Origin of the sequence: Luteolibacter algae (assembly GCF_042683045.1) — a bacterium.
GTDB lineage: Bacteria > Verrucomicrobiota > Verrucomicrobiia > Verrucomicrobiales > Akkermansiaceae > Luteolibacter > Luteolibacter algae.
The window spans coordinates 295,563-313,406 of record NZ_JBHUIT010000002.1 but is presented as its reverse complement, the minus strand read 5'-3'; the positions used below and the strand labels follow the sequence as shown (position 1 = coordinate 313,406).

The 17,844-nt window shown below is 54.3% G+C and carries 18 protein-coding genes and 1 tRNA gene; 10 read left to right on the top strand and 9 right to left on the bottom strand.

The window, feature by feature from the left end:
* Nucleotides 1-41 precede the first annotated feature (41 nt).
* From ACFSSA_RS02600 to atpB, 4 genes are all read right to left on the bottom strand, one after another.
* Complete coding sequence (locus ACFSSA_RS02600) at nt 42-434, bottom strand: F0F1 ATP synthase subunit delta (RefSeq protein WP_386818211.1); 393 nt, start codon at nt 432-434, stop codon at nt 42-44.
* A 29-nt stretch (nt 435-463) separates the two neighbouring features.
* Nucleotides 464-1,021, bottom strand: a complete 558-nt coding sequence (locus ACFSSA_RS02595) for a F0F1 ATP synthase subunit B family protein (protein ID WP_386818210.1) — start codon at nt 1,019-1,021, stop codon at nt 464-466.
* 90 nt (nt 1,022-1,111) lie between these two features.
* On the bottom strand, nt 1,112-1,339 hold the full coding sequence (locus ACFSSA_RS02590) for an ATP synthase F0 subunit C (protein WP_386818209.1): 228 nt from the start codon (nt 1,337-1,339) through the stop codon (nt 1,112-1,114).
* Nucleotides 1,340-1,421: 82 nt separating this feature from the next.
* A complete protein-coding gene (gene atpB / locus ACFSSA_RS02585; protein ID WP_386818208.1) occupies nt 1,422-2,324 on the bottom strand; it encodes a F0F1 ATP synthase subunit A in 903 nt (300 codons plus the stop codon).
* A 390-nt stretch (nt 2,325-2,714) separates the two neighbouring features.
* On the opposite strand from atpB, the gene ACFSSA_RS02580 reads away from it, so the two are divergent.
* A complete protein-coding gene (locus ACFSSA_RS02580; RefSeq protein ID WP_386818207.1) occupies nt 2,715-2,990 on the top strand; it encodes an HU family DNA-binding protein in 276 nt (91 codons plus the stop codon).
* A 107-nt stretch (nt 2,991-3,097) separates the two neighbouring features.
* Here ACFSSA_RS02580 and ACFSSA_RS02575 read toward each other — a convergent pair whose 3' ends face one another.
* Nucleotides 3,098-3,388 carry a TM2 domain-containing protein gene (locus tag ACFSSA_RS02575; protein ID WP_386818206.1) on the bottom strand — a complete coding sequence of 97 codons (291 nt, stop codon included), beginning with the start codon at nt 3,386-3,388 and terminating at the stop codon, nt 3,098-3,100.
* Between the two features lie 50 nt (nt 3,389-3,438).
* On the opposite strand from ACFSSA_RS02575, the gene ACFSSA_RS02570 reads away from it, so the two are divergent.
* A complete protein-coding gene (locus tag ACFSSA_RS02570) occupies nt 3,439-4,113 on the top strand; it encodes a hypothetical protein (RefSeq protein WP_386818205.1) in 675 nt (224 codons plus the stop codon).
* Nucleotides 4,114-4,149: 36 nt separating this feature from the next.
* The gene (locus tag ACFSSA_RS02565; RefSeq protein ID WP_386818204.1) at nt 4,150-5,541 is read left to right on the top strand and encodes a permuted SH3 domain-containing protein; all 1,392 of its coding nucleotides are present in this window, start codon (nt 4,150-4,152) and stop codon (nt 5,539-5,541) included.
* 101 nt (nt 5,542-5,642) lie between these two features.
* On the opposite strand, the gene leuA is transcribed toward ACFSSA_RS02565, so the two are convergent.
* Nucleotides 5,643-7,319 (bottom strand): 2-isopropylmalate synthase, encoded by a 1,677-nt coding sequence (gene leuA / locus ACFSSA_RS02560; protein ID WP_386818203.1) that lies wholly within the window; start codon nt 7,317-7,319, stop codon nt 5,643-5,645.
* A 293-nt stretch (nt 7,320-7,612) separates the two neighbouring features.
* On the opposite strand from leuA, the gene ACFSSA_RS02555 reads away from it, so the two are divergent.
* The 4 genes from ACFSSA_RS02555 to ACFSSA_RS02540 all read left to right on the top strand — a co-directional run bounded on the left by ACFSSA_RS02555 (nt 7,613) and on the right by ACFSSA_RS02540 (nt 9,980).
* A complete protein-coding gene (locus tag ACFSSA_RS02555; protein ID WP_386818202.1) occupies nt 7,613-8,407 on the top strand; it encodes a histidinol-phosphatase in 795 nt (264 codons plus the stop codon).
* Between the two features lie 109 nt (nt 8,408-8,516).
* Complete coding sequence (locus tag ACFSSA_RS02550) at nt 8,517-9,329, top strand: thymidylate synthase (RefSeq protein ID WP_386818201.1); 813 nt, start codon at nt 8,517-8,519, stop codon at nt 9,327-9,329.
* A gap of 4 nt (nt 9,330-9,333) precedes the next feature.
* Complete coding sequence (locus ACFSSA_RS02545) at nt 9,334-9,792, top strand: dihydrofolate reductase (RefSeq protein ID WP_386818200.1); 459 nt, start codon at nt 9,334-9,336, stop codon at nt 9,790-9,792.
* A 97-nt stretch (nt 9,793-9,889) separates the two neighbouring features.
* Nucleotides 9,890-9,980 (top strand) — tRNA-Ser (locus ACFSSA_RS02540).
* Nucleotides 9,981-10,366: 386 nt separating this feature from the next.
* On the opposite strand, the gene ACFSSA_RS02535 is transcribed toward ACFSSA_RS02540, so the two are convergent.
* Nucleotides 10,367-11,239, bottom strand: coding sequence for a hypothetical protein (locus ACFSSA_RS02535; protein WP_386818199.1), 873 nt, complete (start codon nt 11,237-11,239; stop codon nt 10,367-10,369).
* Nucleotides 11,240-11,440: 201 nt separating this feature from the next.
* Nucleotides 11,441-12,202, bottom strand: coding sequence for a heavy metal-binding domain-containing protein (locus tag ACFSSA_RS02530; protein ID WP_386818198.1), 762 nt, complete (start codon nt 12,200-12,202; stop codon nt 11,441-11,443).
* Nucleotides 12,203-12,447: 245 nt separating this feature from the next.
* Between ACFSSA_RS02530 and ACFSSA_RS02525 the strand changes: the two genes are divergently transcribed.
* Both ACFSSA_RS02525 and ACFSSA_RS02520 read left to right on the top strand, forming a co-directional pair.
* A complete protein-coding gene (locus ACFSSA_RS02525) occupies nt 12,448-13,722 on the top strand; it encodes a CPBP family intramembrane glutamic endopeptidase (protein WP_386818197.1) in 1,275 nt (424 codons plus the stop codon).
* Between the two features lie 122 nt (nt 13,723-13,844).
* Nucleotides 13,845-15,509, top strand: coding sequence for a serine/threonine-protein kinase (locus ACFSSA_RS02520; protein ID WP_386818196.1), 1,665 nt, complete (start codon nt 13,845-13,847; stop codon nt 15,507-15,509).
* Between the two features lie 23 nt (nt 15,510-15,532).
* Here ACFSSA_RS02520 and ACFSSA_RS02515 read toward each other — a convergent pair whose 3' ends face one another.
* On the bottom strand, nt 15,533-15,928 hold the full coding sequence (locus tag ACFSSA_RS02515; protein ID WP_386818195.1) for an acyl-CoA thioesterase: 396 nt from the start codon (nt 15,926-15,928) through the stop codon (nt 15,533-15,535).
* A gap of 85 nt (nt 15,929-16,013) precedes the next feature.
* On the opposite strand from ACFSSA_RS02515, the gene ACFSSA_RS02510 reads away from it, so the two are divergent.
* The gene (locus tag ACFSSA_RS02510) at nt 16,014-17,840 is read left to right on the top strand and encodes a hypothetical protein (protein WP_386818194.1); all 1,827 of its coding nucleotides are present in this window, start codon (nt 16,014-16,016) and stop codon (nt 17,838-17,840) included.
* Nucleotides 17,841-17,844: the final 4 nt, after the last annotated feature.

Genomic DNA, 17,844 nt, shown 5'->3' with positions numbered 1-17,844 from the left:
GGAATGGATGGAGGTTTGGGAAAGTTGGTTCTGAAAATGATTTAAAAGGCTTTGGAAAGGCGGTCGAGACGGCCTTGGACGGAACCGTCCAAAACGTCATCGCCAACCCTGATACGGAGACCGCCGAGCAGTGCCGGGTTGATCTTGTATTCGATGGTGAGGTTATCGCCATAGTCCTGTGATAGACCGGCGACAACGCGTTGCTGGGAAGCGTAATCGAGCTCGGCGGCGCTTTCGACTACCACCGCGCGGCGGGCAGCCTCCAAACGAGCGAGGCGCTGGATGGACGCAAGGATCGCACGATAATCGCGCGGTTTTGTCTCGATCAGCTTCGATACCAGATCGCGCAGCTTATTATCATCAAGCTGTCCGTTCACCTGACAGAGCCCGAAAAGACGGCGGGCGGTGGCGGCGGCGATTTTGGAAATTTTCATCGTTAAAAAGGGAGAAAGGAGATGGAAAGTTAGTTTCCGACTTTGGAAAGGGCCTCTTCATTGATGCGGCTTTGATCTTCTGCGGTCAGGACCTTACCGGTAACCTGGGAAGTTGTGCTCGCCACCAGACGGCCGAACTCACGCTTGAGCTCTGTGGAAATACGCTCGCGGTCCGCATTTGCAGCGACTTCGGCCTTTGCGAGAATTTGCTGGGCGCTTGCGATGGCCTCCTGAGCCTTTTGCTCGGTGAAGGCAGCGGCACCTTCCTTGGCCTCGGAAATGAGACGGAGGGATTCTTCATTCGCCTTGGCGATTGCCGCAGCAGTCGTCGCCTCGGACTCGGCCAGCTGCTTTTCGATGCGCTTGAGTTTCTCTTCACCTTCCATGATACGTGTCCGGCGCTGCTCAAGCATTGCCTGAATAGGACCGAATGCGAATTTCTTCAGAAGGAAAATGACGATCGCAAAGCTGATAAACTGAGAGAACAGCTGCGGCCAGAAAACTTTGAAGGATTTTGCGATGTCTCCCACCACGCCTTCGGATTCGGCAACGGGAACAGCGGCAAGGATATCGAACATCGAGAACATCTGAGGAAAAACTGGTTGGTGGATGGAGAGAGGGAAATGCTGTGAGAGCAAAGCAGGGATCAGTCTGTGCCGATCCCTGCTTTTGAAAAATTACTTAGCAAGGAAGATCGCGAAGAACACGATACCTTCGATAAGCGCTGCAAGAATGATGGAAAGGGTAAGGATGTTACCTGCTGCACCTGGGTTACGGCCAGTAGCTTCAGCTGCTTTGGAGCCGAGGATACCGATACCGATCGCTGCTGCGAATGCTGCTGCAGCTACGGCGAAGTGCCAGGTGTTGAAGTTGCTGGTTGCTTGTGCAAGGAGTTCGAATGGCATTGTAGTGTTTGGTTATTGTGTTGGTTTACCAGCTCCCACGATCGCTATGCCATGGTCAAACTGGAAAAGTATTAGGGAAATTCTAGTGCGCGTGCTCTTCATCACCATGATCGCCATGATCACAGATAAGCTTGAGGAAAACGGAAGTGAGAAGCATGAAGACGAGTGCCTGGATAAGACCGACGAGAAGCTCAAGGAAGTAGAACGGAATGGAGGGAAGCCAGCCGAGCCATGGGCGCCAGCTTTCGTTTCCGAGAAGAAGCATCATATTCTCCAGAATATTCTCACCGGCGTAAACGTTACCGTAGAGACGGAAGGAAAGAGCTACCGGACGGAAGAGAATGGAGACCACTTCCAGAATACCGACAAAGCCGAAGACCAGGATCATGGGAACCAGAATAAATCCGACAAACTTACCTTTCGGCGCGAAAATGTGCGCGAAAAAGCCTTTGAGGGAATTCTCACGGATCGCCCAGTAGAACCAGAGAACCGCGAAAGTAACCGACATGGCCACCGTCATGTTCAAGTCGGCGTTACCGCCACGCAGGAATGGACGGAACTTATCGTGCGGATCGACACCCGGACCGGAGAGCTCAAGACCTACCGTGCCGACACCGGGAACCAGGCCAGCCCAGTTCACAAAGAGAATGAGGATGAAAATCGTTCCAAAAAACCAGAAAGTCTTCTTAACCAGATCCGCGCCGAGAATCCCCTCGAGGAATGTGTAGAGGCTTTCCACCAGCCACTCGACGGTATTCTGCAATCCGGAGGGGATCAATTTCATGTCCCGTGTAGCCATCTGGGCGACCAGAATCACCACAGCTGCCACGATCCAGACCATGACCATGGAGTTCGTGATCACAAATGGACCGAAGGCGATGAGCTCCTCTGCGTGGAGTGGAAGATGATCGTGACCACTGCTTTCAGCAGAAGCCGACATCACCCCTAGGAACAAGAATGTAAGAATGGATAGGAAGGAGCGCATTGGTAGACTGGCTTGAAGACGTAGCCGCGCCTGTTTAAGCAATGCTCATGAATTACCGCAAGAGCTATTTGTGAAAAATTTCACAAGCCCCATTTTACGGGAGGTTTAGGGATTTTATTTCATGCAATCGATCCCCAGCGCGAGTTTTCTCCCGGGAAAAAATACCGAGCCATTGATTATCAAAAATCGATCAGGAAAAACCTTCCCGGATCGACCCCATTCCGGGGGCCTCTTCTTATTATAGCGAAGCGCCCGAAACCGCCCTCCGGAAGTGCTGGCCGGGACCCCGAAAATCCGTGTCAACTCAAGCAACCGCTTTGAAAATTCCTACCACCTAGTTCAGCTTTTATCTTGCCAAACTTCCGCACCATTAGCACAAACCCTCTTGCCATGAACAAAGCAGAACTTGTAGAAGCCATCCAGAAAGCCCTCGGTAACGACGCGACGAAGCGTTCCGCAGAAGAATCCCTCGAAGCAGTTCTTTCCTCCATCGCCAAAGGCGTAAAGAAAGACAAGAAAGTCCAGATCATCGGATTCGGCACATTTGAGGTAAAACAACGCGCAGCCCGTCTCGGCCGCAACCCGAAGACCGGAGAAGCTCTCAAAATCGCCGCATCCAAATCGGTTGGTTTCAAGCCTTCCTCCGTTCTCAAAGGAAGCCTCTAATACCTCTGCGGGAAACCGCCGCTGGTAACAGATTATTAAAAAACCCCGGCCGTTTTGGTGGCCGGGGTTTTTTTTGGGGGTGAAATCCGTTGTTTCTGAAAAAGCCTTTAGAACCAACCTCTGCGGCCGACGAGATAGGTCGCTACAAATTCGTCATCGGATTTCGTAAGATAAATGATTCCTTCGATAAGCCCGACAATGCCGAATAGCCCGCAGGTGACCAAACTGATCACAAGCTGGATCATTCCTTCTTTGGTATAGCCAAGGATAAACTTGTGCGCACCCGTCCAGCCAAGAAGGATACCAAGAATTCCAGCAAGAAGCTTTTTGTCTTTCTGCTCTTTAGTATAAGCCGGAGGCGTAGGAGGCACTGATTGATTTGTCGTTTCTTCAGACATGGTGATTGTCGAATACCGAATTTCCTCCAACCTATCAAGAAGCAAGCAACATGAAACCACGCATCACACTCGCAGAGACCACCCTAGACGATGGCAGCCCACTCATTTTACAAGAACACGACGAGCGCCGCTACCTACTCGTCCACGGCCAGCAGATCTGCGGTCCGGCGTCCCGCGCGGCGGAAGAAGAGATCGCCAAGCTCGCTGCGGCACCTTTCCGGCCGGCACGCCAGCCCCGTATTTGGCTGGTAGGCCTCGGGCTGGGCCACATGCTCAGATCCATCATTGCGGAGCTCCCGCAAAAACGCGCCGTTTACACAGTCGCGGAAAACCGCAGCGATCTCATTGATTGGAACCGGGAGTTTTTCCCGGAAACCCCGCTATCCGACCCACGGGTCGTTATCGAGCCGGATTGCAGCGCCGGAGCCCTCAATAAAAATTCCGGCTGCCTCCACGCCATCATGATCCATCTGGATTCCGCACCGCTGGCTTCCAAGCAGCGCCTCCTCATCAACGACAAAAAATGGCTCTCCGCCACCTACGAGGCTCTGCAGCCCGGCGGATTGCTCGCGATCGCCTCTTCACAAAAGGTCCCGAATCTCACCCGCAATCTCGAACGCGAAGGCTACGAGGTCATCCAGCATCTGGTTCCCGCCGTCCCACATGCGAAAAAGCAACGCCTGCTGCCAATCTGGCTTGCCCGCAAGTCCCGAGGTCTCGCTTGAGTCCCCTCATGAGCTATGCTTTTCTGAATCATCATCATGATCTGTTTCAAATACCTCGCTCCAGCTCTCTTTATTCTCGGCGCGCATGCCGGAGAGCTGACCCTGGAGCCGAAGCCTTTCCACGTCCTGCATCAATTTTCCGCAGTGGCATTGCCAGCGGAAAGCGTTCCGGTAAGGCTTGATCCGGAGAAATGGGGGGATTTTGAGATCGTCAGCATCGCAGCCCATGGCAGCACGATAAAGATGGATCAGCCTCTTCTCGTCTTTGACACCAAGGAGATCGACAAAACCATCGCCCAGCTCCGCGAATCCATCGCGGAGGAAACCCTGGAAATCGCGGAAGCCGAGCAGGAGCTGGCAGGCTTGGAAGCGACTCTGCCAGAGCACCTTGCACGATTGAAACGCGGCGCGGACAAAGCCAAGGAAGAGCTCGCCTACTTCAAATCCACCCGTCGGAAAAACCTTGAGGAAGGCGCGGATCAATCCCTCAAGCGCCAGGAACAAATTCTCGCCTCCTACAAGGAAGAGCTACGGCAGCTGCTTCAGATGTATGAAGCTGATGATATCACAGAAGATACAGAGGAGATCATTCTTCAAAAGCAGCGTGACGCGGTGGCTTCTGCGGAGTTCGCGTTGCGCATGGAGGTTCTCGATCACAAACGGACATTGGAACTGGCAATTCCCCAGCAGCTGACAGCTCTGACCGAAAGGGACCAGGATGCGACCTTCCGCTTTGAGGAGGCGAAAAAACAATATCCCCGTGACATTGAGCTGAAAAAGCTGGAACTGGCCGGTTTGAGGAAATCCCTGGGAGAGACCGAACAAGATCTCGCCAGCCTGGAGAAAGACCGCAAATTATTTGAGATTAAAGCGCCCGCGGACGGTATTTTCTACTTTGGTGCCATCGAAAATGGAAAATGGATCACCGGAGATTTGATCAAAAATCTCTCGGCCACCCATAGCGCTCCATTGGGCAAAACCTTCGCAACCTTTATCCCGACGAATGCCAAGCTCATCGTGCAGGCCTTCCCGGACCAGGATACCGCCCGGGCGCTGACCCTGGGTGCCGCCGGAAGCGCGACGCTCGATGGGACGGAAGAAACGCTCATCCCCGTCACACTTTCCCGGCTGGAGCAAATGCCCCACCCAGACGAGACCTACCCGGCTGTCTTCACCCCCGCATGGCCCGCTGGCTTCAATGTTTACCCAGGCCAGTCCATGCAGGTCCGCATCGTCAGCTATCAGGCGGAAAAGGTCATCTCCGTCCCTTCCAAGGCGATCGAGTTTGGAACAAAGGGCTGGGCTGTCGAGGTGAAGCTAGCGGATGGAAAAACAGAGATGCGTCCGGTATCACTGGGCAAGACCTCCGCGGGCAACACCGAGATCACGGCTGGTCTGGAGGCAGGGCAGGTGATTATCATTCCCTGAATTCTTCCTTGGCCTTTCCGTCAGTGCTTGTGCGAGCCGCCGAGAGAAAAGCGGCAGCGCCGGTCGCCGCTTTTCATAAAGATTCCGTCCGGAGAATGCCCTCAGTGCAGGAGATTCCAGCCGGTCACCAGAGCCTTCAAACCTGCCATTTCGATGGAGGAATCAACTCCCGTGCCCCACAGCAGACGCCCGTCATCATGCTGTAGCTGCACATAGGCAGCCGCACTAGCGTCCGAGCCACCCTGCACAGCGTGCGAGCGGTAATCGGTGACCTTGAAGTTTTTCAGCCCCGCGGTTTCCAGCGCGTGAACGAAGGAATTGATCGGCCCGTTTCCATCTCCCTCGATCATTCGCGTCTCCCCATCAATGCTGATGGTCGCCTTGCAATGGACCTGGCCACCAGCTTTGTGAATCAGCTCATATTCGACAAGGTTCAGGTGACTCTCCACATTTACAAAAAACTCGAAAAACGCGTCCCGGATCTCGTCTACCGTTAACTCGCGCCCATGCTCGTCCGCCAGATCGTAAATCCGTTTGCCGACAAGCGGATGCATCGACTTCGGCAAATCAAAGCCGTGCTCGCGGTCCAACACGTAGGCGACTCCACCTTTCCCGGACTGGGAATTGATGCGGATAATCGCCTCGTAAGAGCGGCCGATGTCCTGTGGGTCTATCGTCAGGTAGGGCACGCCCCAGAGCGTATCGGGTGCCTCGGCGGTTTCCTTCTCACGCCGGTCGAGCCCTTTTTTGATCGCATCCTGATGAGAACCGGAAAAAGCGGTAAAGACCAGCTCCCCGGCATAGGGCTGCCGCTCCGGAACCATCAAACGGGTAAATTTTTCATACTTCTGGCGGATATCCGTCAGCTCGGAGAAATCCAGTCCGGTGGCAATGCCATGGCTGTTCATATTGAGCGCCACCGTGACGATATCGAGATTCCCGGTGCGTTCGCCATTGCCGAAAAGCGTGCCTTCCACACGGTCCGCTCCGGCCATCAGGCCGAGTTCTGTCGCGGCGACGCCAGTCCCACGATCATTGTGGGTATGCAGAGAAACGACGAGGCTGTCGCGTTTATCGAGATTCCGGCTCATCCACTCGATCATATCGGCATGGACATTCGGTGTCGTCCACTGGACGGTATCCGGCAGGTTGATGATCATCTTGTTTTCCGGAGTCGGCTGCCAGACATCAATTACCGCGTTGCAAACCTCCAGCGAGTAATCCAGTTCGGTATCGGAAAAGGATTCCGGCGAGTATTGCAGGACCACCTCTGTCCGCGGGATGGTGGGCACCAGCTCCTTGACAAGCTTCGCCCCATCAATGGCGACTTGTTTGATCGATTCCCGCGTGGCATCGCCAAAGGTCACCCGGCGCTGCAATGGTGAGGTCGAGTTATAAATGTGCACGATTGCCCTCTTCGCTCCATCAATCGCCTCAAAGCTACGGCGGATCAGATGCTCGCGTGTCTGCACCAGCACTTGAATTGTCACATCGTCCGGGATGCGGTTTTCATCGATCAAACGGCGCAGGAAATTGAATTCTGTATCCGCTGCCGATGGGAAACCCACCTCGATCTGTTTGAAGCCGATGCGCACCAATAACTCGAAAAAATCGATTTTCTCCTCGATCGACATCGGCTGGGGGAGCGCTTGATTGCCATCGCGGAGATCCACAGAGCACCAGATCGGGGCTTTGGTGATCGTCTTGTCCGGCCAGGTGCGGTCCGGCAGTGAGACAGCTGGGAATGGCCTGTATTTCGAAAGGGAATTCGGATTCATAATGGTGGCAATATAGGTGAAAGGATTTTCTCGGAAAAAAGCCTGCGCCCGGAGCAGGAAAAATAAGGGCAAAAAACGGAGCAAAAAATCAGAGGAGTGCCAGCCCTAGTGATAGGGAGCGGTCCGTCGAACACCGTGTTGGGAGAAGTTTCACGGCGCGGATCCTAGGAAAGCAGAGTGGGGTGGGTCAACCGCGAATCGGCATCCGCTGGTCCGTGGAGAGAAATTTCAACACGGGAAGGGGACTTTTCAGGGTTTTCACCAGCGCTTTTCCGAATAAGTTCCCTGTCGAGATGCCAGCCGATTACCACACCCACACACCTCTCTGCAAACATGCCACCGGCAGCCCGGAAGAATATGTTTCCGCAGCGATCACCGCCGGCCTTGCAGAATACGGGATCTCGGATCACGCACCGTGCCGCCCGGAGCCCTTCGATGACTGGCGTATGCTGGAGAGCGAGCTGCCAGAGTATTTCGAGTGGATCGAACGCGCGAAAACCGCCGCCGCAGACAAGGTGAAAATCCGCACCGGCATGGAGTGCGATTGGATCAAAGGCTGCGAACCATTCATCGAGGAACTCAACGGGAAATACCCTTGGGATTACCTCATCGGCTCGGTTCATTACCTGGGTGACTGGGATTTCGACAACCCCAAATGGCTCGGCAAATGGGCGGAAACCGATGTTGAGGCAGTGTGGACGGAATATTGGAAAACCTACACCGCCATGGCGGATAGTGGGCTATTTGATATCCTCGGTCATCCTGATCTAATCAAAAAATTCTCCTACGCCCCTGCGGGTGATTTGGACCGCTTCTACGAGCCGGTCATCGATGCCATTGCCGCCAGCGGCTCTGTCATCGAGTTGAATACCGCCGGCCTCCACAAGCCATGCGCCGAGGCTTACCCGGCACCGCGATTTCTTGAGCTCGCGGCTTCCGCAGGCATCGGGCTGATCATTTCTTCAGACGCCCACGCCCCCGGCGAGATAGCCCGGGATTTCCCGAAAGCCCGGGAGCTTGCCATGGCCGCCGGATACCGCGAAACCCAGCTTTTCGAGCAGAGAAAGCGTAAAGGAGCAGCCATTTAAAATTTACGGAAGACTCTGCAACGCTCCCTCCAAATCTCAGCCGTGAATCCCAGATCAGGTTCTTCTCATCTTCCTTGAGCTTTGGAGTTTAAAAATTAGAGTCCCACCCATGAAAGCTTACCACGATCTTCTCGCCGATGTTCTCGAGAACGGCGAGACACGCGGAGACCGCACTGGCACAGGCACCCTCTCGGTCTTTGGCCGCCAGGCACGCTTCGATCTCCGCAAAGGCTTTCCCTGCCTCACTACGAAAAAGCTTCACCTGCGCTCCATCATCCATGAGCTCCTCTGGTTCCTGAAAGGAGAGACAAACATCGCCTACCTGCGGGAAAACGGCGTCACAATCTGGGACGAGTGGGCGGATGAAAATGGCGAGCTCGGCCCGGTTTATGGAAAACAATGGCGCCACTGGGAAACCGGGGACGGCCGGACGATCGATCAAATCAACGAGCTTATCGCCGGCCTGAAAAACAACCCCCAATCACGCCGCCATATCGTTTCCGCGTGGAACGTCGGCGATGTGCCAAACATGGCTCTCCCCCCATGTCATCTACTCTTCCAATTTTACGTCCATGAACCCATCGACGGAGGAAAGCCCGGCCTTTCCTGCCAGCTTTATCAGCGCAGTGCGGATCTTTTCCTGGGCGTTCCTTTCAACATCGCCTCCTACGCGCTGCTCACGCATCTGGTCGCCCGGGTCTGCGACTATGAAGTCCGGGAGTTCGTCCACACCTTCGGCGATCTCCACCTTTATCAAAATCATCTGGATCAGGCAAAGCTCCAGCTAAGCCGCGAGCCTCGTCCGCTTCCGGACCTTTGGATCAATCCGGAGGTGAAAACCATAGACGGCTTCTGCTTCGAGGACATCCGCCTCGATAACTACGATCCCCACCCGACCATTAAAGCCCCTATCGCCATCTAGCCCTATGCCGCACCTCATTGCAGTCGTCGCCATGGATCCCAACCGCCTCATCGGCCGGAACGGCGGCTTGCCGTGGCACATCCCGGCCGATCTTGCCTTCTTCAAGAAAACAACCCTCGGCAGCCCCATCCTCATGGGCCGCAAGACGTTTGAATCCATCGGCCGCCCCCTTCCGAAACGCCGCAACATCGTTCTCACGCGCGATACCTCCTGGCAGCACCCCGGCGTGGATGTCATCCACACTCCGGCGGAAATCGAGACCATCGAAGGTCCGGTCTACGTGATCGGCGGCGGCCAGATCTACCGCTCGCTTTCGGAAAAAATCGATGAATGGCTCGTAAGCCACGTGAAAAGCATTCACGAGGGCGATACCTATCTGGCGGAGTTCGAGCAGGATTTTCCGACCGTTCATACCGTGGAAGAGCACGGAGACTTCACGGTAAAAAAATATCTCCGCGGCTGAATTTCCACCGGAGAAAAAAACATCACTCCAGGGAAACGAGATACTTGACTGGAACTCCCCATTGTGTTCCAAATCCCCTCGACCAAGATCACTTAACGGAACGGTGGCTGAGAGGTCTAAAGCACTCCCTTGCTAAGGGAACGTAGCCCAAAAGGTTACCGAGGGTTCGAATCCCTCCCGTTCCGCCATCCTAGCCGCTCATCTATGGGCGGCTTTTTTGTGGATTCGGCTCAGCAGTATCAAAGTTTACACCGACTCCTTTTTAACAAGAGGATGCTGAGGCTTCCCGGCCGCGATTTTCCATCACCGAAGGACACCTCTTTCATTTCTCCCGGGACATCCTCCTCCGCCAACTACCGGAGTTCCATTGAGACTCTCTTTCAAAATGCAGGCTTGTCGCCGAATGCGGCGATCTCCGCCCCTTGCTTTATGGTCATATGCCCGCTCCGATAACAACCCGCTTCACCAGTGGATCAATGGACTACTCAGAGAGAAATTCGAATAGCTCAAAGGTCTCGGATTTCCCCGTGGAAATGGCATAAAGAACGGCTGTCATCCTTTGATCTCCTGGTCGTCATCCCCCTTGAGAGATCCCTTCTCCGATAAATTTGCGGAATTTTTCCGGGCTACCGTCTTCGTCCCCGAGCAGCAGGTAGAACAACATCCCGCAATCAGATATGTCCGCCACCTTCCCGGAGTGCGCCTTCAGCCTCGAATACATCCAGCGGACATCAGCATTCGGATGGTCACGCATCCAATACCATACGGAAAAATCCTTCCCACTGTTCCACAGTCGATCCGGATGATCCTTCCCGTTCTGATCCTTGATTTTCCTATATTGAATCCGATTCCCGGACAAATCCTGGATATCGCTCCAATCGCGGTGGGTGGATCTGCGCTTCTCATCTTCATTGAATTTGCTGTGCGAAAGGAAATACACATGCGAGAGCGACCCGGCCTTTCCTTCCCCAACCACCTTTTCCACAGCGAGGTAGACGAACTCCGACAGGCCAGCGTGGATAAAATAAAGAGGGTCCGCCTCTGAGGATTTTGCCATCTCATCCGCCAAATTCGTCACCGCCGCATCAAGCTGGCGCGTCACGTCAAAGAATACCTCTTTGCGGAAGTCCCAGCGCTCTATCGCTCCATCCGCACCGATTTTCAGCTGATTCTCCGCATCCGGCCCAGGTGGCGCATTGATGAAATTATTGTAGGAGCAATGCACCAGCTTCTCCTGCAATCCAAGCTTCGCAATAATCGCACAGGATGCCGGGAGCGCTCCCCAATCGTCTGGATCGCCCGTCGCCCATTTGTATTGGTGATCCGGCGCGCTGTTGCCATCGAAACTAATGGCGATCCGGTTCTCCTTATACCCCCAGGAATTTTCATAACCTGAGGCCGTGATGGCGGATGCAACGAGACATAGAACCAGACCGAAAAATTTCATATTCGATGATGTTTGAGAAATTACGCGGCGGTGGAAAGTTCGAAATCGAACAGAGGTGTTCCCATGCATCAGACCCACAGCTTATCTCCTCAAAGCGTTAGATCTTCGATTGGAAGCCTGCGTAGCAGATATTACTATGAAATAGCACAATCACTATTTGCAGTAAAAAAGACGAATATTATATAATATTAATAATTGATATTATACTGTTCTAAATGATCGAGTCTCTCCTTCAGACCAGCATTTTACGGAAAATGCCCGTGCTGCGTCTTTTGTCAGGATTTCCGGATTGTTCAATAAAACTGCGGTTCCAGTCATCGTCACCATAAGCATACCTTTACTTCCACCTACTTCACTATAATCAACATCAGCTGCCAGAATTGCATTACCACCGAGATCGAACGTTTCTTTCCTAAGTATGCTTTTACAGGTATTCTCACCTGCTTTGATTTTCCGGTTATACGCTTTCGATTGGGTTCCAAATAAATCAGTCACAGCCGATGTTATCTCAGAAAATACTCCGGTTCCCGTTGTTGACTGCGCCGTGACCAATTCAAGAACGGAATAATCCCAGTTGATAGGAGAGTGTAGGGAGACGATTGGGATAAATTGTAATTCCTCACGGAACCTTTCAGCAAGGTTCTCGCGCTCCGTGATCAGTTGTTCTCTGTATCTCTCATAGAGTTCTTCCCCACATTTCTTACAGCGTTGGGCTACCTTTTCAGAGTGATATTCGTTGATGACTGCGTTTTTTTCCGAGGTAAGAAGCAGGTTTGAACCGTAACCTATGTTCTCTGTATTTTCACCGCAGTCGTAGCATACCTTACTTTTAGCGTGGCGTGGTTCATCGCCTTCTACAGCTTCAAACCGCGCCCCACAGCTGACGCACTTTATTGTTCGATTGATATACTGATCCGGAATTTTGATTCCATCAGAACATATCGGACATGTTATATCTATCATTTCCACCTTTTCCAAAAATTCCGATGGTTCTGTCAAGTTCCTACATCTTTCCAAAGGACAGAACTACTAGGCACCCGATTAGATTGGGTCGATCAAGCTATTTCTATTTATACTTATCATAAAAATCGGCACTCTCAATGAGCATCCACGGCCGCCAGCCAATCCTTCGGAAGTCATTATAATCAGGACTGGCTTGCTTATTCCGGGAAAACTTCGATTCTCTTTTCATCAGAAAGAAGTCCAACATGTATGAGGCGAATCCGTATCGCGCGATTTTGCGGAGGGAGATTCCAGAGCCTTTGATTGCACTGCTGTGCTTTGTGCTGGGGATCTGGCTGTGGGACCATTATTTCGGTGAGACAGCCGGTTATGCGCCGGGCACGGAGCAGATTGCTCTAGTGAAAATTGATCGCGATTTACAGCTGGCGGAGGCGATGTCCGAGGACCCGCCATTATTGCGCTGGCTCGCCCACGGTCATACCGTGGAGGATGCGGTGGAAAATGGCGTGCACTCACTACGGCTTCTGGCGGAGGCTGACGCGCTGGGCCCCACAGGCTACCATGCCTATGCCGCGCTACTGGCCACGAAGGAGCAGGCTCCAATCCGGCAATATCTAAGCCAGCTTTCCATGCCATCGGAGGATCCGGACTCTCCCACCTGGTGGAACACGAAGCTACGCACGGAGAATTTCAGCTTTCCGGAAAACGCGGATACAGCCAGCTTGCGCAGCCGGGCGATCATGGTCGGCTCCATCATTTGGACGCTGGCGATCGTAGGTCTGGCCTTTCTGCCAATGGCTTTGCGGTGCCTTGGGGAAGCGTTTACGACGGAGCCTAAAGGCTATTCATCCGCTTGGAGCCCTTCGCTGGGATTGACCGTTTTTCTGGTGGCGACTCTGGCATGGATCGGCTTCACGCTGATGGTGGAGCTGGGTGTGATGACGCTTCCGCCCCTGCATCCGGCGGTAGCCATTTTCCTCGATAGCCTGGTCCGCATCCTTCCGACCCTGATCGCGCTGGCTTTGCTATTCAAAAAAGCACGGCACATCCCACGCAGCATCGGCCTTAACGGGCACTTGCATCCGCCTTTGATCATCGGCCTATTCGCGCTGCTGGTGTTCGTTGATCAGCCGATGCGCTGGGCGCTGGCGCGTTTTACCACCGACGATCCCACAGGCGGGCTCTCCTTTGCGGACCCGGGGCTTTTCGGACTGGGTTTCTTGCTGATATCCGCATGTATCATCGCTCCGATTGCAGAGGAAATTCTTTACCGCGGGGTGCTGTATCGCTCGCTGGCGAACAAGCTCGGTGTGCTGGCGGCAGCTCTCGTTTCATCAGTCATTTTCTCCTCGCTGCATTTTTACGATATTTACGGACTGGTAAGTGTCGCCACCTTTGGATTTGTCTGCGCGCTATTATATCAATCGACCGGCTCATTAATCAACGTAGTGGCCCTGCATATGCTTTATAACGCCTCCATCACACTTCCGGAATGGACAATTTATCACGCCCCCATGTAATAACAAAGCGTAGCGCCAGCAGACGCCCGGCTATACTGTCCTACCAATATATGCCGGACATAAATTTCCGAGCAGACTTTTCGATCCCCATCTGACATTCCTTTCCCCATCTATTTCCCAAAATGAGCGAACACGAACACCAAGCTGCTTTTGAAGCGCCAAGCCTCGAGGAGGTCGCGCAATTATTCCCTTCATACGATGTGCATTCGCTCATTGCCTGTGGCGGCATGGGTGCGGTTTATCAAGCATCCCAGCGCTCCCTGGAGCGGGGCGTGGCGATCAAGATCCTACCACGGGAGTTCTCACGGGATGCGGAATTCACCGCCGGCTTCGAGGCAGAAGCCAAAGCGATGGCAAAGCTCAATCACCCGAACCTCATTGGTGTCTACGACTTCGGCGAGGTGGACGGGATGCTCTACATCGTCATGGAATACGTGGCAGGCAGCTCATTGTATCAAGCCGCAGATGGGCAGGCTGTGGAGCAATCGGAGGCGCTGCGCATTGTTTCCGCAGTTTGTCACGGCCTTCACCACGCGCATCAGGCAGGCATCCTGCACCGCGATATCAAACCGGCAAATATCCTGTTGGATGGGAATCTGAACCCAAAGATCGGAGACTTCGGCCTGGCGCGTCCTCTGGAAAACCAGATTCAGGAAGGGGAGCAGATTTTTGGAACCCCGGGCTATACCGCGCCGGAAGTCATCGAGCCACCCTACACCATTGATCACCGCGCGGATATTTTCTCTGTCGGTGTAATGCTCCATGAGCTTTTGACCGGGAAACTGCCTGCGGCCGATCCACGCCCGCCATCCCACATCAGCGCCTGTAACCCCCGGCTGGATGCGGTCATCAAGAAGGCAACCCATCCGGATCCGAATTCCCGTTATCACACGGCGGAAGAACTGGCCGCGGAGTTGGAAAAAATCGCCAGCTCTCCGGCCAAGGCCATCCTCACCACGGGAGCTGCCGCCGCAGCGGGACGCCCGTTCGTCGCTCCAAAGCCGGTCAAGCAATCCTCCTCCTCAGGGCTCGGCGCACTTGTCGCCCTTCTCGTGATCGCCGCAGGTATCGCTTACTTTGTGACCAATAGGAAAGCGCCCGAAGCCACTCCGGTGGCCGAGGAAAAACCCAGGGAACGCGTGATCGAAATCCCCGCCCCAAAGGTTGTGGAAGAGCCGGAACCCGAGCCGGAAATTGTAGAAGAGCCGGAGCCGGAACCTGCGGCAGTAATCGAGAAGCCGAAGCCGAAGCCAAAACCGGAACCCGCCGCATTGGAACCAGAGCCGGAGCCATCCGTGCCAGCAAAGTTCAACGTGGTGGAATTTTTGGATAAGGCGAAAGGGATCATGGTCAAGCGGGTTAGCTCCGAGCTCTCTAGCTACAAGAGCTCCGTGTCCGATAATACCACAGAGTTCGCCGATACCCTGGACCGGCTCATCCGCAAAGCCGATCCAACTGTGAGAGCTGCGGCGGAAAACAGCCTGGATGAAAACCGCGAGGAATGGACAGAGGCTGGCAACGAGCTACCTGCGGAGCTGCCGGAGGCCTTGGCCGCCGTCGCCGATGCGGAGGAAATCCACTCGCAATACCTCGAAAAACAGACAGTCCTTCAGGAAATTCTCTACAAAAAGCTCGATGAAGAGGCTGCTGTCTACATCGTGGGTCTCGAAAAACAGATCGAGCGCCTGGAAGGTGAAAATGATCCTGGTGCGATCGAACTCTTCAACCGCCAGATCGCCAAGGTGAAGGCCAGCCCCGATTTCTATCGTGCGTTGATCATGAAATGACCCTGAAGCGGCCGGCCGGTGGCTCAATCTTTGAAATTGAGCCGCATCGGCTTTCCTTCCGGCATTTTCACAAGCGCGAGCGCCTGTTTCGCCGTTACAAGCAATTCCCCGTCCGACTCGCGCCGCATCTCAAACTCACACCAGAATCTCGCCGCACTGACTTTTCCCAGCCAACCGCGGATCTCCAGCCAATCCCCGAGCTTGGCCGGCCGACGGTAATCCACCTCTGTGCGTGTCAAAACCGGAAAAACCTGGCTCTCAGCCATATCCCGCAACTCCATCCCGAGCTTTGCGGCAAGCCTCGTGCGGCAGGTCTCAATCATCCGCAAGTAAGCGAGATTATGCACCACGCCTCCGCAATCGGTGTCGAAAAACATCACTTCCTCCCGCGTAACCATCTCTTTCCGAGTCTCTTCCATGGCAAAAGCAATGCCGCAATAATCCTGTTTCCGCAATGTTCTCTTGTCCCATCGCGAGGAAATGGCAGGTTTGTAATCAAGAAATATGTCCTATCAAAAACAATGCTTTCTTAGCGGGCTTTTATTGCTCGCCGTCTCCGCCATTGCCCACGCGGGACCCTTCGTTCAGCCCGCCGAGGAGAATCCACCTTTCCGCCGGGATCTGCTCCCGATTGATACCGATTCCATGACGGTCCTGTCCGCGGAGCTTACGCTTCTAACCCGTCACCTTTCCCTGGAAACCGCTTCACAAAGACGGGCAGCCGCGCAGGCGCTTGCTCTCGCTCTCGCGCTGGATCCCGCAAACCAGACAGCCCGGGATACGCTTTCCGCGATAGGCGCCGAAAAGTCCCTCCCAAAGCCTAAAGGGGAGGAGGTCACCCGTGCAAAAGCCCGTCTCTGGCAGATCCGCGCCTGGCTGGCGACACCGGAAGCCGGAAAGGACGGCAATATCCTCGCGGGATATCTCTCAGATGCCGCGGTCGCTTTGGATGCGAAAAATCCCACGGCGAAGGAGCTTGGGAAAAAACCGGAGCAGGGAAACTGGGATGACTGGGTGGCTCCGCTCTCCGCCTTCGAAGAAAGTCCTGTAGTGGAGGAGACTGTCGCAAAGACCCCGGAAAAGAAAAGCAAACCGGAGGACAAGGAAAACACGGCAGACAAGGAGTCTGCAACCATCAGCCTGGAAGAAGCGGAAATTACCTCCGTGATGTATCAGCTCGATACCGTGAGCAAGGAATGGTCCCTCGGACCGGCAATCGTCCGCATGAAGGCGGAGGCGGCACCTCCGGATGGGGAAAACGGAGCGCTTGATATAGCGATCCCCAGCCCTCCCGAGGACGAGGAAAACATCAGGACCTTCATCACCGCGCCAATCAAGAAGGCGCTGGAGAAGAGTCGTGTGGCACTGCCCAATGGCGGCACAGTCACATTACTGGCAGGGGAGAACGGCTCCTATAGTTTCGCGCAGAATCACCTCAACCTTTCCGGACCGGGTCTCATTCTTGCGAGCTCCGCCATCACCGGAATCGAGCCGAAGGCGACTGTGATCGCCCAACTCGATGAGGAGGGCGAGCTTCTCCTTCCCCATTACTTTTGGAACTTTGTCCTGAGCATGGAACATGGAAACGGGGGTAGATTGATCGTTCCCGCCGCAGCCGAGGAATTTTTCATCAATCTTCTGGCATTGGAAGTCCCGGAGTTTTTCCTGAAATACGAGGTGCTGCTGGCTTCCACGCCTGAGGAAATGATCGCACTCAGCGCAAAGGCTCCGGACGAAAACCATCGTGCGGTTTTCGCCCAGTTTTCAGAGATCCAGGCAAAATCCGTCGGCTCGCCCACCGGCACGTATCTGACAAACCGCTTTGTCCGGCAGCGCTTGCAGGAGATCACTGATACCGCTCCGTATCATCTTTCCGCAAAATTGCTGGCAATCCAGGGTGCCGGAGAACGGCCCGGCAGTCTGTCACGGGAAGTTCTCGCGGCGGAGATATGGAGAATCATTTCTCCGGTGCACGCCTACAGCACCTTCAATCCCATCTCGGTAAACGAAGAAGAAATCGAGAAAATCGAGCAGACCTATGAGGACGCCAAGGCGGCGATTGATCGCTTGGACCGTTACACGGATATCCATGACAGAGACCTCCTGACAGAAGGGAAAAACCTGGTGGCCAGCGTCCGCACCTTCACGCGGGCTCTAGGAAGCCGGGGCGATGTCGCGGAGCGCTATCAGGCGATAGGCGCTTCGCACAGTGATCTCATTCTTGCCGATGCCGAGCTGCGCAGCACTCTTTCCGAGCTCACCGGAGATCCCCTGCCTGAAGAGCTGAAGACGGATCCCCGTGTCAAAAACCGTAAGGGCCGCCGCCGCTAGCCAG